A 21,242-nucleotide genomic window follows, 5' to 3' on the forward strand; every position below is an offset into this window, starting at 1 on the left:
CAGAGTCTTTTAATGCGAAAATCAAAAACTTTAGATTGCAACTAAGAGGGGTAAAAGACAGAACCTTTTTCTTATTCAGATTATCCAAACTTTTTGCATAGCCCCCAACTTTTGCGCCTGATCCTATTTATATGGATGGCTCTACAAAAGCTGTAACTATTACTAATGATCACTGGCTTGATCAAGAAGATATAGATCGTTTAAGCGATTTAGTTAATTAGGTTATTAAAATGACTTTTTGATTATTGTTGTGGAAGTAAAAAAGAGGATTGAAGTCATGTATATTGATTTCCTCAATAATTTTTGCGGCTGATCCTTAAAATGTCGAACACAAAAAGTCAGATTGTAAAAATTTGACAAAGAGATATTTATGGGTGAAAAAAGAGACAACTAATAAATAGTTGTCTCACTAAAGTGACCTCGACAGGATTCAAACCTGTAACCTTCTGAGCCGTAATCAGATGCGCTATTCAGTTGCGCCACGAGGCCTTTATTAAAGGTTTGCAAATATAGCACTTTTTTGCTTTCTTTGAAAGATGAAACTAAGAATTTTACTATTATTTATATTTTCTATTGTAACTTCCTGTAAAAGAGAACCAAAAAAAGACCTACAAGAATGGACTTTTTTATCCAATCATCTTCAATATAAAGAGCAGAAGGGTATTTTAGAAGTTAAATCGGGAAAATTTAGCTATACGTTTAAGGCTAATCAGATTCCTTTTAATAAAATTATCCTTCTTAATTCAAGTATGGCGGGATATATTTCAGAGCTCAATGCGGTAGATCATATTGTGGGCGTTTCAAGTCCTGAGTATATTTATTCGGATAAGATACAGTCTTTAATTTTAGCCAAGAAAATTCACAATGTGGGAAATGAACAAAAATATGATGTAGAAAAGATTATTTCTTTACAACCGGATGCTATTTTTACCAACTATATCGCTAGTTTTGATAATACCTATCAGCTCTTGAAAAATAATGGAATTCAGGTCATATTCCTCGATGAATATACAGAGCAAAAGCCATTAGAAAAGACAGCATATTTAAAACTATTTGGAAAACTCCTTGGTAAAGAGAAAGAAGCCAATGAGAAATATCAGGAGATTGAAAACCAATATAATGCACTTAAGAAATTAGCTTTACAAGCAAAAAGTAAACCTGTTGTTTTAGCTAATGAGATGTATGGAGATATATGGTATCTTCCGGGAGGAAATACTTCTGTTGCCCACTATATTGCGGATGCCAATGCGGATTATGTATTGAAAAATAATAAGGAAGAAAAAGCATTGACCATGAGTTTTGAAGAGGTTTTTTCCAAGTCAAACGGTGTTAGATATTGGATAAATGCAGGAAATCATACTTCAAAAAAAGAGATGCTCACCATGAATTCCCTTTATGAAAAATTAGGAGTTTTCAATAATGGAAATGTTTTTACGGTCAATGGTAAGGAAAAAGGAAAGGCCAACGATTTTTTTGAAAGTGGCGTGGTGCGATCTGACTGGGTTCTTAAAGATTATATCAAAATTTTTCACCCTGAACTTTTACCTAATGATCAGTTGATCTACATGAAAGAATTGAAGTAACTCAGACTATTTTGTTTATTTTTGTACTCTTTTTATCTATAAAGTTATGTGGAAGAAAATTAAACAACTGATTTTTATTATACTTATCCTTAATGTGATTTTCATTATTTGGGGAAGGTTTTTTAATCCACCGATCACGATTACCCAAATAGGAGGTCTTTTTACCTATGGAAAACTTCACAGGGATTATATTTCTTATGATGAAATGGGAGATAAAGTGAAAAAAGCCGTTATCGCCTCTGAAGACCAAAAATTTTTTGTTCATAATGGGTTTGATTATACTGCCATTGAAAAAGCAATGAAAAATAATGAAAAGGGAAAAAGGATAAGAGGAGGGAGTACAATTTCTCAGCAGACAGCAAAAAATATTTTTCTATGGCAAGGGAGAAGTTGGTTCAGAAAAGGACTGGAGGCTATTTATACATTTATTATTGAAAAATGTTGGAATAAGGATATTATTCTTGAAAGATATCTGAATTCTATTGAAATGGGGCAAGGGGTTTTTGGAATAGAGGCTGCATCTACCTATTACTTTGGAAAATCATCAAAAGATCTTAGTACTTCAGAAGCGGCTTGGATAGCTGCTGTTTTGCCCAATCCTAAAAAATACGATCCTAAAAATCCGTCCTCTTATTTGATAAAGAGACACAATTGGATTATGAGACAAATGAGGAATGTAAGTTTGAAATAGTATCTTTGTACTAATGAAGCTTTTTAATTCCCATGTAACTTTTGAATCAGTTCTTAAAAAATATTTTTCTTTTAAGAATGAAACGCTTTCTTTAGAACCTTTTGCAGAGTTTTTAGAGAGTATTAAAAGAGCTGACTTTACTGATGTTCTTAATTTTCTTAAAAATAATCCCGATTCTTCCCAAAACTTTAAGTATTATATTCATAATGTCTTTAGGGGAAGGTCATTTAATCTTTCTCTAACTGAGGCTAACATCCTCTCGGAAAATGCTTTTTTTCCGGAATTTAAAAAAAGAGTTTTAAATACAGTATTACCACCTGTAGAAAATGAAAAGACAGTGTGGTATATGATTGATAATGTCAGTTTTAGACCTAAAAAAGATTTAGGATATCTTCATAATCTTCCGGAAAATGAAGTGAATGAGTTTTTTCAAATGCTTGATATTGCGGATTTTATTGTAAAGCCGGATGTGAAGAAAGAAATTATCTTTTCTATGAATATTCTATCATGGAGGGTTACCGGAATGGCAATGGAAGTTGAAGTAGTAAGGATGGCTCCGGAGTATAGAAATTTTGATAATCCGTTTCTTGCGTTGCAGAATGAGTTAGAGGCATTGGCTGAAGAACTAGAAAATAATCCGGAGTTGCAGTTGCATTCTAAAGATAGTCGATATAAACAGATTAAAATTTATATTGAGCAATGTTTAGAGTTCGTGAACATAGCGTTTAAAAACTCTTCAAAATATGGGATCTCTGGAAAAATAAACCAATCTCTTTTAAAAATCAGACAGCAAATACAAAGAATTTATGATATCATACAGCTGTTGGTAATTGATCAAAAGGAAGATGTTTTGATTAATTCTAAATTGTTGGTGTATAATGTTTTGAATTATAAATCCCGCAAGAATAATATTTCGGAGCTCATTAATGATAGTACCAGGCTTATTTCTCACCTTATCACAAATCATACAGCAGAAGCAGGGGTGCATTATATTACTTCCACTCGAAAAGAGTATATGACTATGTTTTATAAAGCGAGTGGAGGAGGTATTATCGTAGGTGCTTTATGTGTATTGAAAATGTTATATGGCTATATTCCCGGGAGTGATTTTTCCCATGCATTTTTATATTCTATGAACTATGCAATGGGATTTATAATGATTTACCTAATGGGTTTTACGTTGGCAACAAAACAGCCGGCTATGACGGCTGCTACCATGACTAAAGTGCTTGCGGATGAGGGAAACAATAAAAGTAATAATGCTGAATTTGCCCATTTGGTATCTAAGCTTTTTAGGAGTCAATTTATTGCATTTGTAGGGAATGTTCTTCTTTCTTTTCCTATTGCTTTGATTATTATTTATGGTCTTGATGTGTTTTTCTCACAAAATTTGGCTGTTGATAGGTCTGATAAATTATTAAAAGACTTAGATCCTTTTAAATCCAAAGCGATATTACATGCGAGTATTGCAGGCTTTTATCTTTTTATTTCAGGGATTATTTCAGGAAATATTGGAAATAATTCGGTTTTTTATCATATTCCGGAAAGGATTGCAAAGAATCTTTCCATTAGGAATTTTTTTGGAAAAAAGTTTGCGAAAAGTTTGTCTAAATATTATGCAAAAAATTGGCCTGGGATTGTCTCTAATTTTTGGTTCGGTGTTTTTCTTGGGGCTACAGCACCAATAGGCTTTTTTTTAGGACTTGATTTGGATATCCGTCATATTACTTTTGCTGCAGGAAATTTTGCTATTGGTCTCTATGGAAAAGACTTTTCGGTTGATTCTTACACTTTTTGGATTTCATTTATTACTGTTTTTCTGATTGGATTTTTTAATTTTCTGGTGAGTTTTTCGTTATCGATGTTTTTAGCTTTTAGGTCAAGAAAATTAAATTCGGATCAAGTAAGCGAGATATATAAGGAGATCTTCAAGTATTTTTTCAGACATCCTTTTAGATTTTTTCTTCCTATACGTTCAAGGTTAGATAAGAAAGCGGATGATTTAATGAGTAATACTATTTCTATAAAATCTGAAGATCGTTAAATTTTTCAGGACTAAATTTGTTTTGAGTTTTTTAGGGAAAACTTTTGCGCATATGAAACTCCTTGCAGGAAGGAGGGCTTTGTTTTGGTAATTATGTATTGTTTTTCACTAGTTACGCTTTTAATTTCTAGAAAAGCGTATAGTAAAATATTTTTCCGAAAAGTCTTTAATAGTGAGTGCTAGAAGCTTGTTTTCAAAGCTATATATTTTGTAAAGAACCTAGCCAGTTTGGAGGATTGTTTTTTCTTATTTTTTTCTTCTTGGTTAGGATGTGTATGACTATGTTCTGTAGAGTATTAGAAGGTGTCTTAATTATTCTACTTTTAATAATCTCCATTCTGATATTTAGTTTCGGGTATTAATTAATGATGTTTTTGATCGTAGTGGTTAGGCTGTATCTTTCTTTTTGTATTGTAATAGTTATGTGGACGGATTGTAGATTAATATTTCTAGGTCTACATATGTGTAATATTTATATGGTAAGTAATTCAATGTATGTTTGTTGACTTTTTAATTTATAATTTAATTAGTTTTTCATAATTTATTGATAAATGATTATTTTAAAATAATACTCATTTTTAAAACAAAAATAGAGAGAAAGTTCTATAAATTTTGTTGCGAAATACTTAAAAATGCTGTATTAATACTACATTAGGTTTGTTAATATTTTGATTTTGTTTTGATTATTGTGATGTAGTTGTTTTGTAGTGGTTTTGTAGTGGTTTTGTAGTGGTTATTGTACATATTCTCCATGTATAAATTTGTGAAAGTATTTACATGATGTCATAAAATAAATAATTAAGAATTAGATTTAATACTACAAACATTGTGTAATGTGTAATCTTTTGACAAGCAATTTTAAAATCTATTAATATTAATTTAAATGAAGAAACAAACAATTTTTACTTTGGCAATTTTTTTATTGGCTTCGTGCTCACATGATCTTAAACATGATGCTGATGATTCGATTAATTCAGCTTTTAAGGGCAAACAACAGCTAAGTGAAAGTGAAATGTTAAAGAATGGATGGGAAATCGTAAAAGAAATTAATCTTTTGGAGGGAAGTGGCCAACTTAATAATACGAATCCAAATGTATTAAGAATGAATTCGGATCAACAAATTCCTCTGACAGCACAGCATTTAAAGGATTTGGGTTATGATATATCCTCGTCTTATGGTAAGAATAGGTTAAAGAGTGTTTTTTCTGTCCAAGGGAATGTGCCGGATGGAATTAAATTTAATTCATCTCTTTCAGTGGATGGACATCCTGGCAATACTGCATCTGCACCAAATGTCTCTGTTGTTGTTGGGGCTCCTCTAGTAACGGTAAATACATTGGGCTTTGATTTGCCTGACCAATCTTTTACGACGGAAGCAGTAAATTATGACCCAACTCTTACTAAGGAAATTACAGTGTCTTACTCTTATAAGACAGGATATAAAACAACGTGGAAAGTTGTAGCTTCAGGATCGCTTAAGTTAGGAGCAAAGGCGTCGGTTGGAGTTCCTGGGGTAGGAAGTACTGAATATAATACAGAAGTTACTGTAGGAGGGCAAGTAGAGCAGGTAACGGAGACTGCTAATGAGCAGACTATTACAAGTTCTGTAAAGGTTGTTGTGCCGCCGAATTCGAAAAAAACAGTTGCTATTTTATCAAAAACACAAGAATCTTCTGCTAATTATTTTATTCCTATTAGTGTAACCGGAGGTGTTCAAAGTAATTTCTCATCACCGGTTAATGGGTATTACTTTTGGGGGGCTTCTATTACCTCTTATCCGAATTTCATATCAAGTATTAACGGAGAAAGTGGGGTTGCAAAAGTGGTGAGCAATGTTAGTGTTAAGGTTATAACTTCTTTACCACAAAGTCTTTAATATAGTTGATAAATTCTTTTATTTCCACTAGTGAAAAGTATATAGTTAATAATAACTTTCAATATACTTGTTTTGATAATTCAAACATTTATTGAAAGTATGATAGGTAGGGGTTATTAAGGAATATGTATGTATTTGGTATATAGTAGATGTTGCAGAAATGATATTCCTTAAAGTATTGAAGTTAAAAGGCTAAGACTTGGATTTTTATAATCTGAGTCTTTCTTTTTTATGTTTTTTCTTTCTATAGGTTTAAGAGGAGATGAAGACGTGTAGCTTGATAGATGGTACTCTTTCTATAAAATCTGAAGATCATTAAATTTTTCAGGGCCAAACTTATTTTGAAACTTTTTGAGATAGAAGCTTTTACGCATTTGAAAATCATGTCGTAGTAAAGGAGAATCTATCTTGATAATGATGCATTGATTTTCAATATTTACAGTTTTTATTTCCATGAAAAGTCCTTCATCAAGATATTCTTCAAGGAAATCTTTAATATCAAAGGCGAGAAGTTTTTCCTCAAAGCCATATATTTTTGCAAAAGATTTAACTAATTCAGATGATTGGTATTCTCGTTTTTTCTTCTTCATTTTAGAGATTGACATGGTTTGTTGGGTGTTTTTTTTACAATAGAAAAGGATCTAAAGTAAATTACAAGACCTTTTATTTGATGGATTTACTTAGATTATTAGGTTTTTCTTGTCTTAACCATCGTATATTATTTAATATTTTTAACTTTTAATAGGATGAGTTTATTTTTGTGATATTTGTTTTTCCTATCCCCTTTGTACCGTGATGTGGTATTTTTATTTATATTATTTTACAAAAATACACATTCTTTCTGTGAATAGAGGACCTTACTGGTAGAAAGTAAGTAGATTTTCCGATTTGTATTTAATGTAATTTTATAATATTATTTTTGTTAAAAATTCACAAAATATAGTTTATGATTATTAAATCAATATAGAGCAAGGAATTAATATTTCTGTGCAAGATAATTAAGGGAATGATTGATAGTTTTGGAATGATAAAAATAATCTATTGCGCAATGTTATTTTAATTGATCAAACGAATTATTAATTTAAAAAAGAACTAAAATGATTTTAAAGAATGTAAACGCAAAAGCACTTACTGTAAAGGAAATGAAAACTATAGAAGGAGGAGCAAACCCTTATGGTTTCCCAGGAACACCTTTTTCAGATGAGCCTATTCCAGGAACTCCATATACAAGACAAGATTTTCCTTTTTATGGATTTACAGATGAACAGGTTAATTACTATATGACTAATATATACAAAAATCCTCCTTTAAGAGGGTAATTGTCTATTTAGAATAATAAAGATAGGACACTTTTTCAAGTGTCCTTATTTTTTTTACATCTTTATATTGTTATTACAGTGTACTTTTTATTTATTATTAGTTATTTGCTAATATTGAGCAATTAAATGCTATTATAAGGATATTTAATTTATGTGGAAGTATATAACTTTGGAATAATTAAAATGATCTATCGCGATTCGTTATTTTAATTGATTAAATTAATTACTAATTTTAAAAAACAAACGAAATGATTTTAAAAAATTTAAACACAAAGAAATTAACTGTAGCTCAAATGAAAACTTTAGAAGGAGGAAATGCTTATGGTTTTCCTGGAACACCTTTTTCTGATGAAGTTGTTGGTGAATTGAATGGAAAAGTATATACACGTAAGGACATTCCATTTTTTGGATTCACAGATGAACAAATGGAAGAATATATGAAGTTGAACAGGAAAAACTTCGAAGCAGCTTACGGTAAATAATCATTATGATCGCTAATAATGCATCCTTTAAAAGGGAAGCTATTGATTAGAGTAATAAAATAGAAATAGGGACACTTGAAAAAGGGTCTCTATTTTTTTATATCTATCTATCTTTAGGGTCATTAAATGATATTTTATCTGTTATTTGCTATTAATCAATAGAGAGCAAGTAAATGTAAATAAAGGATTGGTTATTTTATTTTGAAATATATAAATTTGAAATAATTAAAATATTCTATCGCGATTTAATATTTCAATTGATAAAAGTAATTATTAACTCTAAAAAACAACAACATGATTTTAAAAAATTTCAACGCAAAAAAATTGTCTGTAGCTCAAATGAAAACTTTAGAAGGAGGAAATGCTTATGGTTTTCCTGGAACACCTTTTTCTGATGAAGTGATTGGTGAATTTAATGGAAAAGTATATACACGTCAGGATATTCCTTTTTTTGGATTTACAGACGAGCAGGTTAGCTATTATATGAGTAATATATACAAGAATCCTCCTTTAAGAGGTTAATTGTTTATTATAATAATAAAAGAGGTAAGGGCGCTTGAAAAAGTGTCCTTATTTTTTTGCAGCTTAATATGGTGTTTTTTTATTATTGGTTAGGATACAGCAAAATAATTGTAATATAGCGATATATACTTTACTTTAAAGTATATAAATTTGGAATAATTAAAATAATCTATCGCGAATTGTCATTTTAATTGATCAAATTAATTATTAACTTTAAAAAAACAACAAAATGATTTTAAAAAATTTCAACCAAAAAAAGATGACTGTATCACAAATGAAAAATGTAGAAGGAGGAAATGCTAATGGATGGCCAGGGGTTCCTTATTCTGATGAAGTAGTTTTTACTTATAATGGAAGAGACTATACCCGTAGAGCATTTCCTTTTTTTGGATTTACAGATGAGCAAAAAGCTGAGTACTTAGAGATTAATAAAACTGCAATCCAAGCAGGTTACAGGCAAGGTAGATAACCACTGATAATGAGGAGGCTGTTTAATTGTAGACAGCCTTTTTCTTTTCATTATATAGGATCATAATTCAAAAATGATACTTTCATCATTGATCTTTTTTACTACATTTTCCGTTCTTTCTCTATGGGTATCTGTTATAAAGATCTGTCCAAAATTCTCTTGATTAACAAGTTCAATTAATTGAGAAACCCGTAAATCATCTAATTTGTCAAAAATATCATCCAATAAAAGGATAGGTGTTTTTTGAGTTAATTCTTTTACAAGACTCATTTGGGCTAACTTTAATGATATTAAGAAAGACTTTTGCTGTCCTTGTGAGCCATTTTTTTTAATTAAAATATCATTCATTTCAAAAAGAAGATCATCTTTATGAATCCCTTTTGATGTATAGGTGAGCATTCTGTCCCTTTCAAGAGTTTCAATTAATATTTCTTTTAATGCTTTATAGGGATGATGAGTGTCAAATCTCGGTGTTAAATCTGATTGATACTGAACTGAAACATTTTCTTTTCCCCCGGAAATAATATGGTAAAAATTTTGAACAATAGGATTGAGTTTTCCTACAAATCGTTGTCTCTTTTCAAAAATTTTCGTCCCAAATTTTATAATGGGTTCATCATAAATTTCTAATGAGTCTTTATCCCACACTCTATTTTTATGGAAGTATTTTAATAGGGCATTTCTTTGTTGAATGATTTTCTGATATTGGATCAAATCAAAAAGATATTCAGCGTCTGTTTGTGAAATCATAGAGTCCAAAAACTTTCGTCGGCTTTCTCCAGAGTCTGAAATCAGATTAGAATCATAGGGGGAAATCATTACACTAGGTAGGTAGCCAATATGATCAGCAATTCTATCATAGTTTTTATCATTCTTTTTAATAATTTTCTTTGTTTCTTTTTGCTGTGAAATTTTGATGATGTCTTCACTTTCATCATTTTGAATTTCCGCATTAATCGTAAAGAAATCCTGATCTTTTTTTATATTGTTAAGATCCGTATTTCCCAAAAAGCTCTTTCCTACAGATAAATAATGCAATGCATCCAGAATATTGGTTTTTCCTACTCCGTTGTTTCCTACAAAACAATTAATCTGAGGGGAAAATTCAAATTTTTTTTCCGAGTGGTTTTTGAAATTATACAGAGACAGTTTCTTGATAATCATTTAGCAAAATTACTTTATTATGAGTGAAAATAAAAAAGGAAGTGCTGAACAGGTTTCAACGCCGAATGAGAAATAAGAGTCATCTCTTTCATTTTCAGAAAAGTATATGAGGATATAGGTGAATATCCCCGCAAGAAAAAATGATATGGAATAATGAATTTGTAAATAAAAAATACTTAAAATAGTACTGATGAAAACTAATAAATAAGCAATGTATTTAGTGTTTTGAATGCCTAATAAGGTGGGGAAGGTTTTTACTGTATCCACATGCATATCCCGAATATCAAAAGGCAAAACTAAGGCGGTGATAAAAAAGAAACTAATGAGGAAAATAGGAATACTAAACTCATGGAGAGTCAGCCAACAATTAACAAGTGCCCATACTAATCCCACATAAAATATTTTTAATAAAGGTATTTTGCGAACATATATCTCAAGAAAAAAACTATTATAAAGGAGCCCTAATACAACGATAATAAACCATTTTAATAGTCGGACTTCATTGTGATTATGAATAATGATAAGGGCGCAAATTACACCTGCTATTGCATTTAAAATTAATATTTTAAAAAAATGTTTGGTGTATTGGTATTTAGTGTATAAATATCCACTGAAATAGGTAATAAATATCAGGATGATAGAAGGCAAACGGAATGTATTTTGCTCCTCCATAAAAAATAGTGCAAAAAGAGTTCCCATTAAGGATACATAAAGTTGACTTTCTATAACACTTTTTTTCAGTATTTTTAAGATATTCATTTACCAAAAATAATATTTATGAAAAGATTTTCCAAGATATTTATGCTTTTGCTTTTAATACTTAATTTTTCGGCTGTTTTTGGTCAAAAATATTATGATGATCAATGGAAAAAAATAGAGGAAAACAGTAATAAAGGTGTTTATAAATCTAATCTCCCTATTATTTTGGAGATAAAAAGTAAAGCCATGAAAGAAAATAATACGATTCAGCTTATCCGATCTCTCAAAGCAGAGTTTAGTATTTTGACCCGTACGTCAGATGATGATAAAAATAATACGGTTTCTACCTTTTTTCATAGCCTTCAAGATATAGAAAGTAAATTGAATGGGAATGAGAAACTGATTTACAGGGTTCTGTTAGGAGGTTTTTTACTGGATTATTATAATCAAGATTCATGGAAAATCGATGGGAGAACAAATACTAATTTACAGGATCTTTCACAAATTGAGACTTGGAGTAAGCTGGATTTTAAGAATTATCTGATTAAAGATTTTAAAGAACTTGATGATAAGAAACTGGCCATGAAACAGGTTTCTTTAGGAAGTTATAAAGATATTTTTTCTAATACAAAGGATATTTCTTATTTCCCCACTTTATGGGAGTGGTACTCTTTTAGAAAAATTAGTTTTTTATCCGATAATGGTCTTTTTACAAAAAATGAAAGAACTGAAAATCAACCTTTGATTAATGCAATTTTTGATGAATTGATTTCACAAAATACAGGGAATTCCAAATTGTATTTTATGATGGATAAACTTAATGAAAATTGCAATTTTAGCCAATGTAAGGATAAACTAGAGCAGCTAAATACTCTTCTGCAATCCAATACGGAAGGGGATTATAAAGTAGTCATTATGGAGCAAATAATTAATGAGTTGATTACTAAAAAGAAATCTAAAGAGGCACTGGCTGTGGTGGCTCAGGCAAAGAGTCAATATCCTACCTCTTCTTTCATTGAAAATATAAAAAATAGAGAAGTTCAAATTCTAAATCCCTATTTAAATCTAAAATATGAGCAGCAAACACAAAGTAATAAACCTATCCATTTAGTGGCTCAATATAAAAATATTTCTGAAATTTCATTAAGCATCTATGAGGTAAAAGAAGATTATAAATCATTCATGCAGTATGTACAAAATTCCTATGGAGATTCATTTAAGAATGTTAAAAAAAGTTTAGTAAGAAAAGAAATATATCGCTTACAGGATTTGAAAGATTATCAAATTCATAAAGTTTCTTTGGAAATTAAGCCTCTTCCCTCCGGAATGTATGTTGCAGAATATGCTATAGACGGAGATAAGGATGAAGATCAAACCAATCAGAATTTTTATTTCTTTGTTTCCGGCAATAGAATTATCTATCAGAATAAAGGAGAAAGAAATGTGCTTTCCAATGAGCTAAAGTTGATAAATAGTGAAAATGGAGAACCTATAGTCAATGAAAATCTTATTTTTCATGAATTTATTGCTAATAAAACACTCAATAAAATTGATGGGAAAACAAATGAAAAAGGGGTTTTTAAATTTCCTGCTACAGAAAGCAAGGAATATTACAGAAGTTTCCTGATTCAAGAACCTAAAACGAATGATTTTCAAATCATGCAGATCTATGGAAATAATAGATATGCGGAAAGTTATGAACCTAATAAACAAGTTCAGCCAAAAGCTCAGATATTTACTGATAGAGCAATATACAGACCCGGGCAAACGGTTTATTTCAAAGTAATTAATACTCAATTAAACAATGAAATGGAATCGGTAGTTGCTGGAATAAAACAAAAAGTAACCTTGACAGATACTAATGGTCAAGATGTTTCTGTACAGGATTTTACTACGAACGAGTTTGGTTCTTATCATGGAAGTTTTTTACTTCCGAAAGGAAAATTGAATGGGGTGTATTACTTAAAAACAGATGGTAACCAAGGATATAAAGATATAAGAGTAGAAGAGTATAAGAGGCCTAAGTTTGAAGTGACTTTTGACCCGGTTAAAGAAGAGTATAAATATGGTCAAACCATCAATTTAAAAGGAAAGGCAATGATGTTTTCCGGTGTGGCTTTAAATAATACAACGGTTAATTATGAGATCAAGAAAGAGAATATCAGATGGAGGTATTTCTGGTGGTATCCTCAGGATAATGATAATGAGAATTCAATTTTGGGAGAAGCCAAAACGAATGATAAGGGTGAGTTTGTGATTAATCTTGATCTTAAAAAAGACGAAACACTGCAAGGTATACAGATTAATAATTATGTGATTAATGCTTCGGTAACGGATATTAATGGAGAGACGCAATCTGCAGAAACACAATTAAAAGTGGCTTCTGTGACTCATTATATTAAAGCGGATGAGATTAATAATTCTTTTTCGGATGAAAATGTAAAATTAAAAGTAGAAACAAAGAACTATAATGAACAGGCTCTTAAGAAGCCATTCCATGTTAAATTATCAAAATTGGTAGCGCCGAATAGAATTTTTAGAAATAATTTTAGAAGCGAAATTCAGGATGTACCGATCTACTCAGAAGAAGAATTTACAGGTAAATTTCCTCATGATTTATTTGATAAAAAAGAGGAGATAAAGAATTGGAAAATTGAAAAAACAATTATTGAAAGGGTAGAGCAGCCACTTTCCAATGATGCTCCAACTTCAGCTGATTTAGATCTAGGAAAGTTAGAGGCAGGAGATTATCAACTGGAGCTTTATAATATCGAAGGTCAAGATACCATAAAAGCATCGCAATATTTTAGTGTATGGAATAAAAGTTCTTTGAAACCTACCCAAAAAACATTTTTAACGGTTATTGATCCTAAAAAAGAGTTCGTAAGAGGAGAGAAAGGAAAAATATATTTATATTCTGCTATTCCGGATGCGATGATTAATGTTTTCGTTCAAGATGGTTTAGGAAAAACGGTTTCTGAAACTCAAAAGTTTAGAAATGGGGTTTTAGAATATCAGGTTGATATTCCGAAGAATAAGAATGTATCCACTCTTAATGTGCAATTTCAATTGGCCGCATTCAACAATGTACAAACCCAGTCTATAGCTTTGAAAATAAAAGATATGGAGCAGCCTCTTAAGATAGAGACTACTACTTTTAGGGATAAACTTGAGCCTAATTCTAAGGAAAAATGGTCTGTGAAAGTTTCAGGAAATGAAAAAGAAAAAATCAATGCTGAAGTATTGGCTAATATGTATGATATGTCATTGGATCAGTTTGCTGTTAATAAATTTAATTGGCAACATTTATATATTCCTTATTCTTTTGTGGTTCCTTATGATATAAGACAAGATTTGGCTCAGAAATCCTATCAAAAAAGGTTACCTTATTTTAACGGAAATTATATTGAGGTCCCAAGTTTCAATTGGTTTGATAGAGCTGTTATCAATCAATTATATGGCGGGATTTCAGAAATGGCAGTTAGAGAATATGCGTCGCCGGCTCCTCCTCCTGTAGCAAGGGCAAGTGCTAAATTGGCGAAAAAAATGGATACAAGGATGGAAGTTGAAGAAGAGGTCTCGGATGAAAAAATGGTATCTGAGCCGGGAAGTCTGGAAAAAGTGCCTGTTCGTCAAAATCTTAATGAAACAGCTTTCTTTTATCCTGATCTAAAGACGGATTCTGGAGGGAATGTAAGTTTTGAATTTACATCTCCTGAAGCGTTAACAAAATGGAAATTAATGTTTTTAGCCCATACGAAAGATGCGAGATCGGCTACATTAGAAAAAGAGGTGGTTACACAAAAAGAATTTTCGGTTACACCTAATTATCCAAGGTTTTTAAGAGAAGGAGATGAGCTTAATCTTCAATCAAAACTTTCTAATCTGACAAGTAAAAAACTAAATGGATCAGCGAGTTTACAGATCCTAGATGCTTTTACGAATGAAAATATTTCTTCACAATTTGGTATTACTTCCGATGCGCAGAATTTTGATATACAGGAAAACGGAAATACCGTTTTAGGATGGAAGATAAAAGTTCCGAATAACGTTTCTTCTATTATACTGAAAGTGCTGGCTAAAGCGGGTGTTTATTCTGATGGAGAACAGCAAGCAATTGCAGTACTTCCTAATAGAATGTTAGTAACTGATGCTGTTCCGGTTTTTGTGAAAGAAGGAGAAACTAAAACATTTGTTTTAGAGAATCTTAAAAATGTAAGTTCATCTACAATTTCAAATGTTTCTAATACGTTGGAGCTCACGACTAATCCGATTTGGGAAATCATGTTTGCTCTTCCAAGTTTGAAAAATGATCAAAATAATTCGGCGGATGTTATTTTTAATAAGTGGTTTGCGGATGTTTTAGCATCAGAAATATTCAAGGCTAATCCAAAAATGAAGACTGTTTTTGAAGAGTATCAAAACAAAGGACTGCTTAATTCAAATCTTGAAAAAAATCAAGAACTGAAACAATTATTATTGGAAGAAACTCCTTGGGTATTGGAAAGTCAAAATGAGGAAGAGCAAATGCAGAAATTAGCTTTATTATTTGATGTTAATACCATGAGAAATTCTATTAATCAGGATTGGGATGATTTTAAAAAACTTCAAAACCCTGACGGTGGTTTTTCATGGTATTCGGGATATCCAAGTTCTTATGGAACTTCTTTATATATTTTGAAAAATTTAGGAAAAATCAATGTTTGGCTCAAGGATAACGTAAAAGATTATCAAGTTTCAGATCAAAAAGAATTGGTGAGTAGACTTATCCAATATGTAGATAATGAAATAGATAAGTATTGGAATGTGAAAAAAGAAAATGTTTGGACCAACTGGGTACTCGATTATCTGGACACGAGAAATTATTGGGAGAAAGAATATCCTCTGAAAGGAAAAGGATCGACTTTAAAATCTTTAATAAAGCAAAAGGCAAAAACGGCAAAAATAACGGATTTTACCTTTTTTGGACTTCATAGAGCCGCTTTGTTAATGAATAATTATGGTTTAAAAGAGGTTTCAGATAAATTGATGAACTATTTAAAGGAAACTTCTACGGATACAAAAACTCAAGGGGTTTACTGGAAACAAAATCTTAATGATTGGGGATGGTTTAGCTCTAAAGTGGTCAATCATGCCGGAGCTTTAGAAGCTTTTAATACTTTGAAGCCCAATGATCAGAAATTGATTGAAGACATGAAAATTTGGTTGGTGACGCAAAAAGAAGTGAATTCTTGGGGAAGCTCAAGGGGGACCTCAGAAGTGATTTTTACGATTTTAAATTCAGGAAAGTCTTGGACGAGTCCAGAAAGTGACAAAGCAACTATTATTTGGGGAGGAAAAGAAGTATTACCACAAACACAAGCAACCGGCTATGTAAAATCGACCTTGAAAAATGAAACTGTAAACAAAGACCTTGGAAGTGTTACGATTACTAAACCGGGACCAGGAATTGTTCAAGGAGGTTTATTTTGGCAGTATTACGAAGATTTAGATAAGATCACTTCTTCCGAGAATTATATTTCTGTTACCAAAGAGCTCTATAAAAAAGTGAAAACAGCTAATGGAGAAGAATTGGAAAGATTATCCAACGAAACTCCCTTAAAAGTTGGTGATAAAGTAACGGTAAGAATGATATTAAATACAGACCGTCCTATGGAATTTGTTCATATTAAAGATATGAGGGCTGCCGGATTTGAACCTGTTGATGTGTTATCTGGCTATCAATGGAAAAATAATTTAGGCTATTACCAGTCTACTAAAGATGCATCCACCAATTTTTATATTGAATATATGCCAAAAGGAAAGTATGTATTTGAGTATGATTATATAGCGAATGCATCAGGGAAATTCTCCAATGGGATTACTACTATGCAAAACTACTATGCTCCACAGATGAATTCTCATACAAAAGGGACTCAAGTTTTAATTTTAGAATAATTTTGATTATTAATTGAAATACAAGAAATATGAAAATTGTAAAAAAACTAATTCCTGGATTAATAGTGTTAATAGGGATGACTACGTTTGCCCAGAAAAAAGCAGAGAAATATGCAAAATTAGAAATTGAGATGTTTCCCAAAGCAAAAGAAGGATATAAGCAAGTGTATATTCAGCTTCCTATGGCTAAAAATGAAAATGATCTTAAGGTGGAGTTTTTTGTTGGGGTAGAAAAAATGTTGGATTGTAATAATCATTTTTTAATAGGGGATCTAAAAGCTCAGGATTTACAAGGGTATTATGAAGTAGATTCTAAAGGAGAAACAGGAGGCACTTTAATGGCTTGTCCAGATAATAAAATGATCAAAAAGTTTGTTTCGCTTCAACCTGAGATTGTAAGGTATAATAGTAAATTGCCTTTGGTTTTTTATGTACCCAATAATTTAGAAGTTCGTTATAGAATCTTACGCTCCGATGCTATAATGAAGAAAGCAGTTCAAAGATAGGGGACAAGATTAGTTTTAGCCATGACATAGATATGATCGAAAAAGAAGATTTATTAAATAATCTGAGTTCGGTGTAAGAATAGTATTAAAATTGGGTTGAAAAAATAATAATGGGGTATTGTTCTCAACCAATTTATCCTTATTTTGGAAATAGGGTTTAGATTTTATAATCTAAACCCTATTTTAACTTACACAATTTCGTGGGATAGTAATGTCTTATACAAATTATTATTCAAAAATTAACTAGATGTAAAATAAATTTGACTCTTCTATATTTTTTGTAAAATTATATTCATCAAAAAAGGCTAACCTATCGAGCATTTCAATAACTTTGTTCATATAGTCTTTATGGGGTGGATTCCAATAGAAACCAAGACGATATAGAATTTGTGTTGTATAATTATTTTCAGGCTCAACTATTAGTAAATTATCATCTAATCTCCCAGCATGAATAAGCCCTTGAAGGAATATTGATTTTTCAGGATCATTCCTCATGCTTTTTACTCGAGAGGAAAAGTCATCATTTGAAACTATATCAATTTTATAGCCATACTCATTAAATGCGTTCATAATAACCGCCATATTTACCATATAATTATTATAGGGATGAAATACAGTCATATTTTGTGGAGTTTTTGCAAGTAAAGCTATAGCTTCTGCTACTTTATCTATAGGGGAAAGCTCTACTGAACTTGTCATGTGATCCAGAGGAAAAGCATTTAAAATCTTATAACTTTTTAGACTGTTTACAAAAGCGTTGCTGTTGAAATTAATTTGAAATTCACCATCACTTTCTCTTCCCATCAGATTTCCCACACGCATTATCTTTGCTTTCAGTTTTTTATCAGCTACATGTTGCAAAATAATTCTTTCAGCAATAAATTTAGTTTTTACATATTCATTATCTGTAGTTTGTCCAATGTAAAAATCCTGTTCCGAGAAAATACTACTTTTACTTTTCTCAATTGTCCCCCCAACGCTATAAGTAGATATATGGATAAGCATCGCTTCTTTGGCTTCACAAAGAGATATTAAATTTGAAACACCATCGATATTCACTTTTTCCATTGAACCTTCTGCTACATAATGTTTCACTATGGCAGCACAATTAAAAACAGTATCTATATGCTCTTCTATAAGTTTTTCAGTTATATTATGATCAGTTATATCACCTTCAATGATTTTCACACGTGTATCAAAGTCCTTCTCCCAATCACTAAAATAATAAGCCATTAATGTTTTAAGTCTGTTTTCTGAATTTAGTTTAGATTTTGGACGTACAAGACAACAAATCTCATTGTGATCATTTATCAACAAATAATGCAATAAATGAATTCCCAAATAACCGGTAGCTCCCGTAAGTAAAACCTTTCCATGCGAATGTAAATTAAAATGATTCCAAAGATCAGAATAATTATTTTTAGCAAGCATTTCCTGAATACCGGTATAATCATAATTTGAAAAATCAAATGTTTGATCCGGCATCTCTCTATCAGAGATTCCTATGCTAGGACTTATAAAACTGGCTAATTCTTTGGGAGTTTTTAATTTAAATAAATCACCATAATTTATTTTATAATCTAAATTTGAAATTTGTATAATTACTTTGATGGCAGTTATTGAAGTTCCTCCTAATTCAAAGAAATTTTCATTGATTCCTACTTTATCTAGCTTGAGGATATCCGCAAATATAGTGCATATATCCATTTCTATTTTGTTGGTAGGAGTCTCATATTCCATATTGCGTTTTATTTCAGGAACCGGCAACTCTTTTCGATTAATTTTTCCACTCGGATTAAGAGGAAGTGCGTCCAATTGCATAAATACTGTAGGAATCATGTAATCAGTAAGAGATATGGATAAATACTGACGTAGAATTTCTTCTTGGATGATTTGGCTTGCGGTATAATATGCACATAAATGTTGTACTTCTCCGATTTCTTTAATCTCCACTACAGCACTTTGAATACCATTGTAATTCATTATTATACTCTCTATCTCACCCATTTCTATACGGAATCCCCTTAATTTTACTTGGTTGTCTATACGTCCTAAGTATTCCAACTCTCCTTTTTCATTCCAACGGGCGAGATCTCCTGTACGGTACATTTTTTCTTCATCTATAAATGGACAAGGCGCAAACTTTTCCTTAGTAAGCTCAGGACGCTGCCAATACCCTCTAGACATTTGTCTGCCAATAAGACATAATTCACCCGCCATGCCTTTGGGTAGGAGATTTCCTTTCTTATCTACTATCACTGAAATACTATTAGGTACGGGACGACCTATAGGAATATTCTGATACTCACGCTTTGGATCTATAATATGGGAAGTCGCAGAAACTGTAAATTCGGTAGGGCCATACGTATTAATAATTTTTACTGAGGATGGCTTAGTAGGTTGTAGTTTTTCTCCCCCTACCACTATGAAACGAATTGGAAAGTCATTATATTGATTAAGCATTTCCATTCCTAATTGAGTACTTACTGAAATTCCAGTTATTTGATGTTGGTTAAAATATTGATACATTCCTTCCATATCATGACGAAGATCGGATGGTAATATATAAATTTCGGCACCTACAGACAGTGGAGTCATCAAATCATCCATAGAAGCATCAAAACTAAAACTTGAATGTTGGGCACATCGGTCATTAGACTGTAATTCAATACAACAAGCAAACCATCCAACAAACGATCGAAGACTTTTATGTTCTATCATTACCCCTTTAGGTTTTCCTGTGGAGCCTGAAGTATAGATCATATATGCCAAATTATCTGCTTTACTTCGATTAATTGGGTCTGCATATTGAGTCAAATCAATTTCATCTACAAAAATGATATTCTCAACAGCGAAATTCCCATTTTTCTGTTTCTCAGTAAATAATGAACGTGTGGTAATCAGTACCTTGGATTGTGAATCATTCAGCATATATTGCAAACGATCAGTTGGGTAATCACTATCTAAAGGAACATAAGCTCCCCCAGCTTTGAACACTGCTAATATGCTAATTAGAAATTCTTTACATCGCGGCAACATAAGGGAAACAAATTGATCGACTTCTATGCCATTTTCAATAAGTATAGAAGACAACCTATCAGACATTTGATCTAATTTCGAATAGCTGATCTTTCCCCACTGATCTACTACAGCAGTCTTAGTTGGATAAAGAAGAACTTGTTTTTTAAATAAATCTATAAAAGTTTCTGAGCGATCATAAGTAAGTTCTTTTCCTTTTCCTAAAGCTATTAACTCATTAGTCTCTTTTTTAGAAATTATAGGCACATCCAAAATCTTTTGTTGATCAGATGCTGAGACAAGAGAATTTATAAATGATTGAAAAGTTATACCTAAATTATAGATGTCTGCTTCAGAATAGAGATGGCTATCATATTCAAAAAATATTATATATTTATCTTCTAAAGGAGTAATACTAATACAAAGCGGCATTTTAGTTGTTGTAAGATGAAGCTCTAATGACTCTGTAGGGACATCATTAAACTCGGGTAAAGATTCAATCACTTCCCCTTGATATATAAGCATCATATTAAGCTTAAAGTTATGCCTTTCGGATAAGCGTATAAAGGGATATTTATCATGGCTAAGAGTATCTAGTAACTGACGTTGCATTTTTGACATTATATCAATAATGGTATCATCAGTAAAATGGCTTACCACAGGTAAGGCTTGTATAAACATACCGATAGTATCCGAAATATTTGCAGATGACCTTCCATTAGAAACAGTGGTTATCATAATATTGTTTTCTCGAGTTATGCGATGTAGCACCTGCATAAAGGAAGTGATAAAAAAACAATTCTCTGTGATTTTCAGATTCTTACAGGTTTTCTTCACTTCAGATCGGTCTACTGATATAGAAAGTTTTTTACTTTTACTTATAGCTTCTGTTATACTTGATAAAGGATATAAGAGAGATTCAGTTCCTCCCA

Annotated in this window: 14 protein-coding genes and 1 tRNA gene; 10 read left to right on the forward strand and 5 right to left on the reverse strand. The window is 31.3% G+C overall.

Going from position 1 to position 21,242, the window contains the following annotated elements; genetic code table 11:
• Nucleotides 1-415: 415 nt before the first annotated feature.
• Nucleotides 416-489 (reverse strand) — tRNA-Arg (locus CHRY9293_RS16875).
• Nucleotides 490-536: 47 nt separating this feature from the next.
• On the opposite strand from CHRY9293_RS16875, the gene CHRY9293_RS16880 reads away from it, so the two are divergent.
• From CHRY9293_RS16880 to CHRY9293_RS16895, 4 genes are all read left to right on the forward strand, one after another.
• On the forward strand, nt 537-1,583 hold the full coding sequence (locus tag CHRY9293_RS16880) for an ABC transporter substrate-binding protein (protein WP_162034051.1): 1,047 nt from the start codon (nt 537-539) through the stop codon (nt 1,581-1,583).
• Between the two features lie 46 nt (nt 1,584-1,629).
• Nucleotides 1,630-2,274 (forward strand): monofunctional biosynthetic peptidoglycan transglycosylase, encoded by a 645-nt coding sequence (gene mtgA / locus CHRY9293_RS16885; protein ID WP_162034052.1) that lies wholly within the window; start codon nt 1,630-1,632, stop codon nt 2,272-2,274.
• 13 nt (nt 2,275-2,287) lie between these two features.
• Complete coding sequence (locus CHRY9293_RS16890) at nt 2,288-4,318, forward strand: site-specific recombinase (protein ID WP_162034053.1); 2,031 nt, start codon at nt 2,288-2,290, stop codon at nt 4,316-4,318.
• A gap of 883 nt (nt 4,319-5,201) precedes the next feature.
• Nucleotides 5,202-6,194: a hypothetical protein gene (locus CHRY9293_RS16895; RefSeq protein ID WP_162034054.1), complete on the forward strand. Its 993-nt coding sequence runs from the start codon at nt 5,202-5,204 to the stop codon at nt 6,192-6,194.
• 296 nt (nt 6,195-6,490) lie between these two features.
• Here CHRY9293_RS16895 and CHRY9293_RS16900 read toward each other — a convergent pair whose 3' ends face one another.
• Complete coding sequence (locus CHRY9293_RS16900; RefSeq protein ID WP_162034055.1) at nt 6,491-6,784, reverse strand: hypothetical protein; 294 nt, start codon at nt 6,782-6,784, stop codon at nt 6,491-6,493.
• Between the two features lie 507 nt (nt 6,785-7,291).
• Between CHRY9293_RS16900 and CHRY9293_RS16905 the strand changes: the two genes are divergently transcribed.
• From CHRY9293_RS16905 to CHRY9293_RS16920, 4 genes are all read left to right on the forward strand, one after another.
• Nucleotides 7,292-7,513 carry a hypothetical protein gene (locus tag CHRY9293_RS16905; protein ID WP_122546804.1) on the forward strand — a complete coding sequence of 74 codons (222 nt, stop codon included), beginning with the start codon at nt 7,292-7,294 and terminating at the stop codon, nt 7,511-7,513.
• A gap of 293 nt (nt 7,514-7,806) precedes the next feature.
• The gene (locus CHRY9293_RS16910) at nt 7,807-7,995 is read left to right on the forward strand and encodes a hypothetical protein (protein WP_162034056.1); all 189 of its coding nucleotides are present in this window, start codon (nt 7,807-7,809) and stop codon (nt 7,993-7,995) included.
• Nucleotides 7,996-8,289: 294 nt separating this feature from the next.
• Nucleotides 8,290-8,517, forward strand: a complete 228-nt coding sequence (locus CHRY9293_RS16915) for a hypothetical protein (RefSeq protein WP_162034057.1) — start codon at nt 8,290-8,292, stop codon at nt 8,515-8,517.
• 229 nt (nt 8,518-8,746) lie between these two features.
• On the forward strand, nt 8,747-8,986 hold the full coding sequence (locus CHRY9293_RS16920) for a hypothetical protein (protein WP_162034058.1): 240 nt from the start codon (nt 8,747-8,749) through the stop codon (nt 8,984-8,986).
• A 60-nt stretch (nt 8,987-9,046) separates the two neighbouring features.
• Here the strand turns inward: CHRY9293_RS16920 and recF are convergent, their stop codons facing one another.
• Nucleotides 9,047-10,150, reverse strand: coding sequence for a DNA replication/repair protein RecF (recF, locus tag CHRY9293_RS16925; RefSeq protein ID WP_162034059.1), 1,104 nt, complete (start codon nt 10,148-10,150; stop codon nt 9,047-9,049).
• Between the two features lie 9 nt (nt 10,151-10,159).
• Nucleotides 10,160-10,909 (reverse strand): UbiA prenyltransferase family protein, encoded by a 750-nt coding sequence (locus CHRY9293_RS16930; protein ID WP_162034060.1) that lies wholly within the window; start codon nt 10,907-10,909, stop codon nt 10,160-10,162.
• Nucleotides 10,910-10,927: 18 nt separating this feature from the next.
• On the opposite strand from CHRY9293_RS16930, the gene CHRY9293_RS16935 reads away from it, so the two are divergent.
• Entirely contained in the window at nt 10,928-16,786 is a 5,859-nt protein-coding gene (locus CHRY9293_RS16935; protein ID WP_162034061.1) for an alpha-2-macroglobulin family protein, read from the forward strand.
• A gap of 29 nt (nt 16,787-16,815) precedes the next feature.
• Entirely contained in the window at nt 16,816-17,292 is a 477-nt protein-coding gene (locus CHRY9293_RS16940) for an ecotin family protein (protein ID WP_162034062.1), read from the forward strand.
• A gap of 243 nt (nt 17,293-17,535) precedes the next feature.
• Here the strand turns inward: CHRY9293_RS16940 and CHRY9293_RS16945 are convergent, their stop codons facing one another.
• Complete coding sequence (locus CHRY9293_RS16945) at nt 17,536-21,147, reverse strand: non-ribosomal peptide synthetase family protein (protein WP_228455579.1); 3,612 nt, start codon at nt 21,145-21,147, stop codon at nt 17,536-17,538.
• Nucleotides 21,148-21,242 lie beyond the last annotated feature (95 nt).

Source organism: Chryseobacterium potabilaquae (genome assembly GCF_902728265.1).
In the GTDB taxonomy this organism is placed as follows: domain Bacteria; phylum Bacteroidota; class Bacteroidia; order Flavobacteriales; family Weeksellaceae; genus Chryseobacterium; species Chryseobacterium potabilaquae.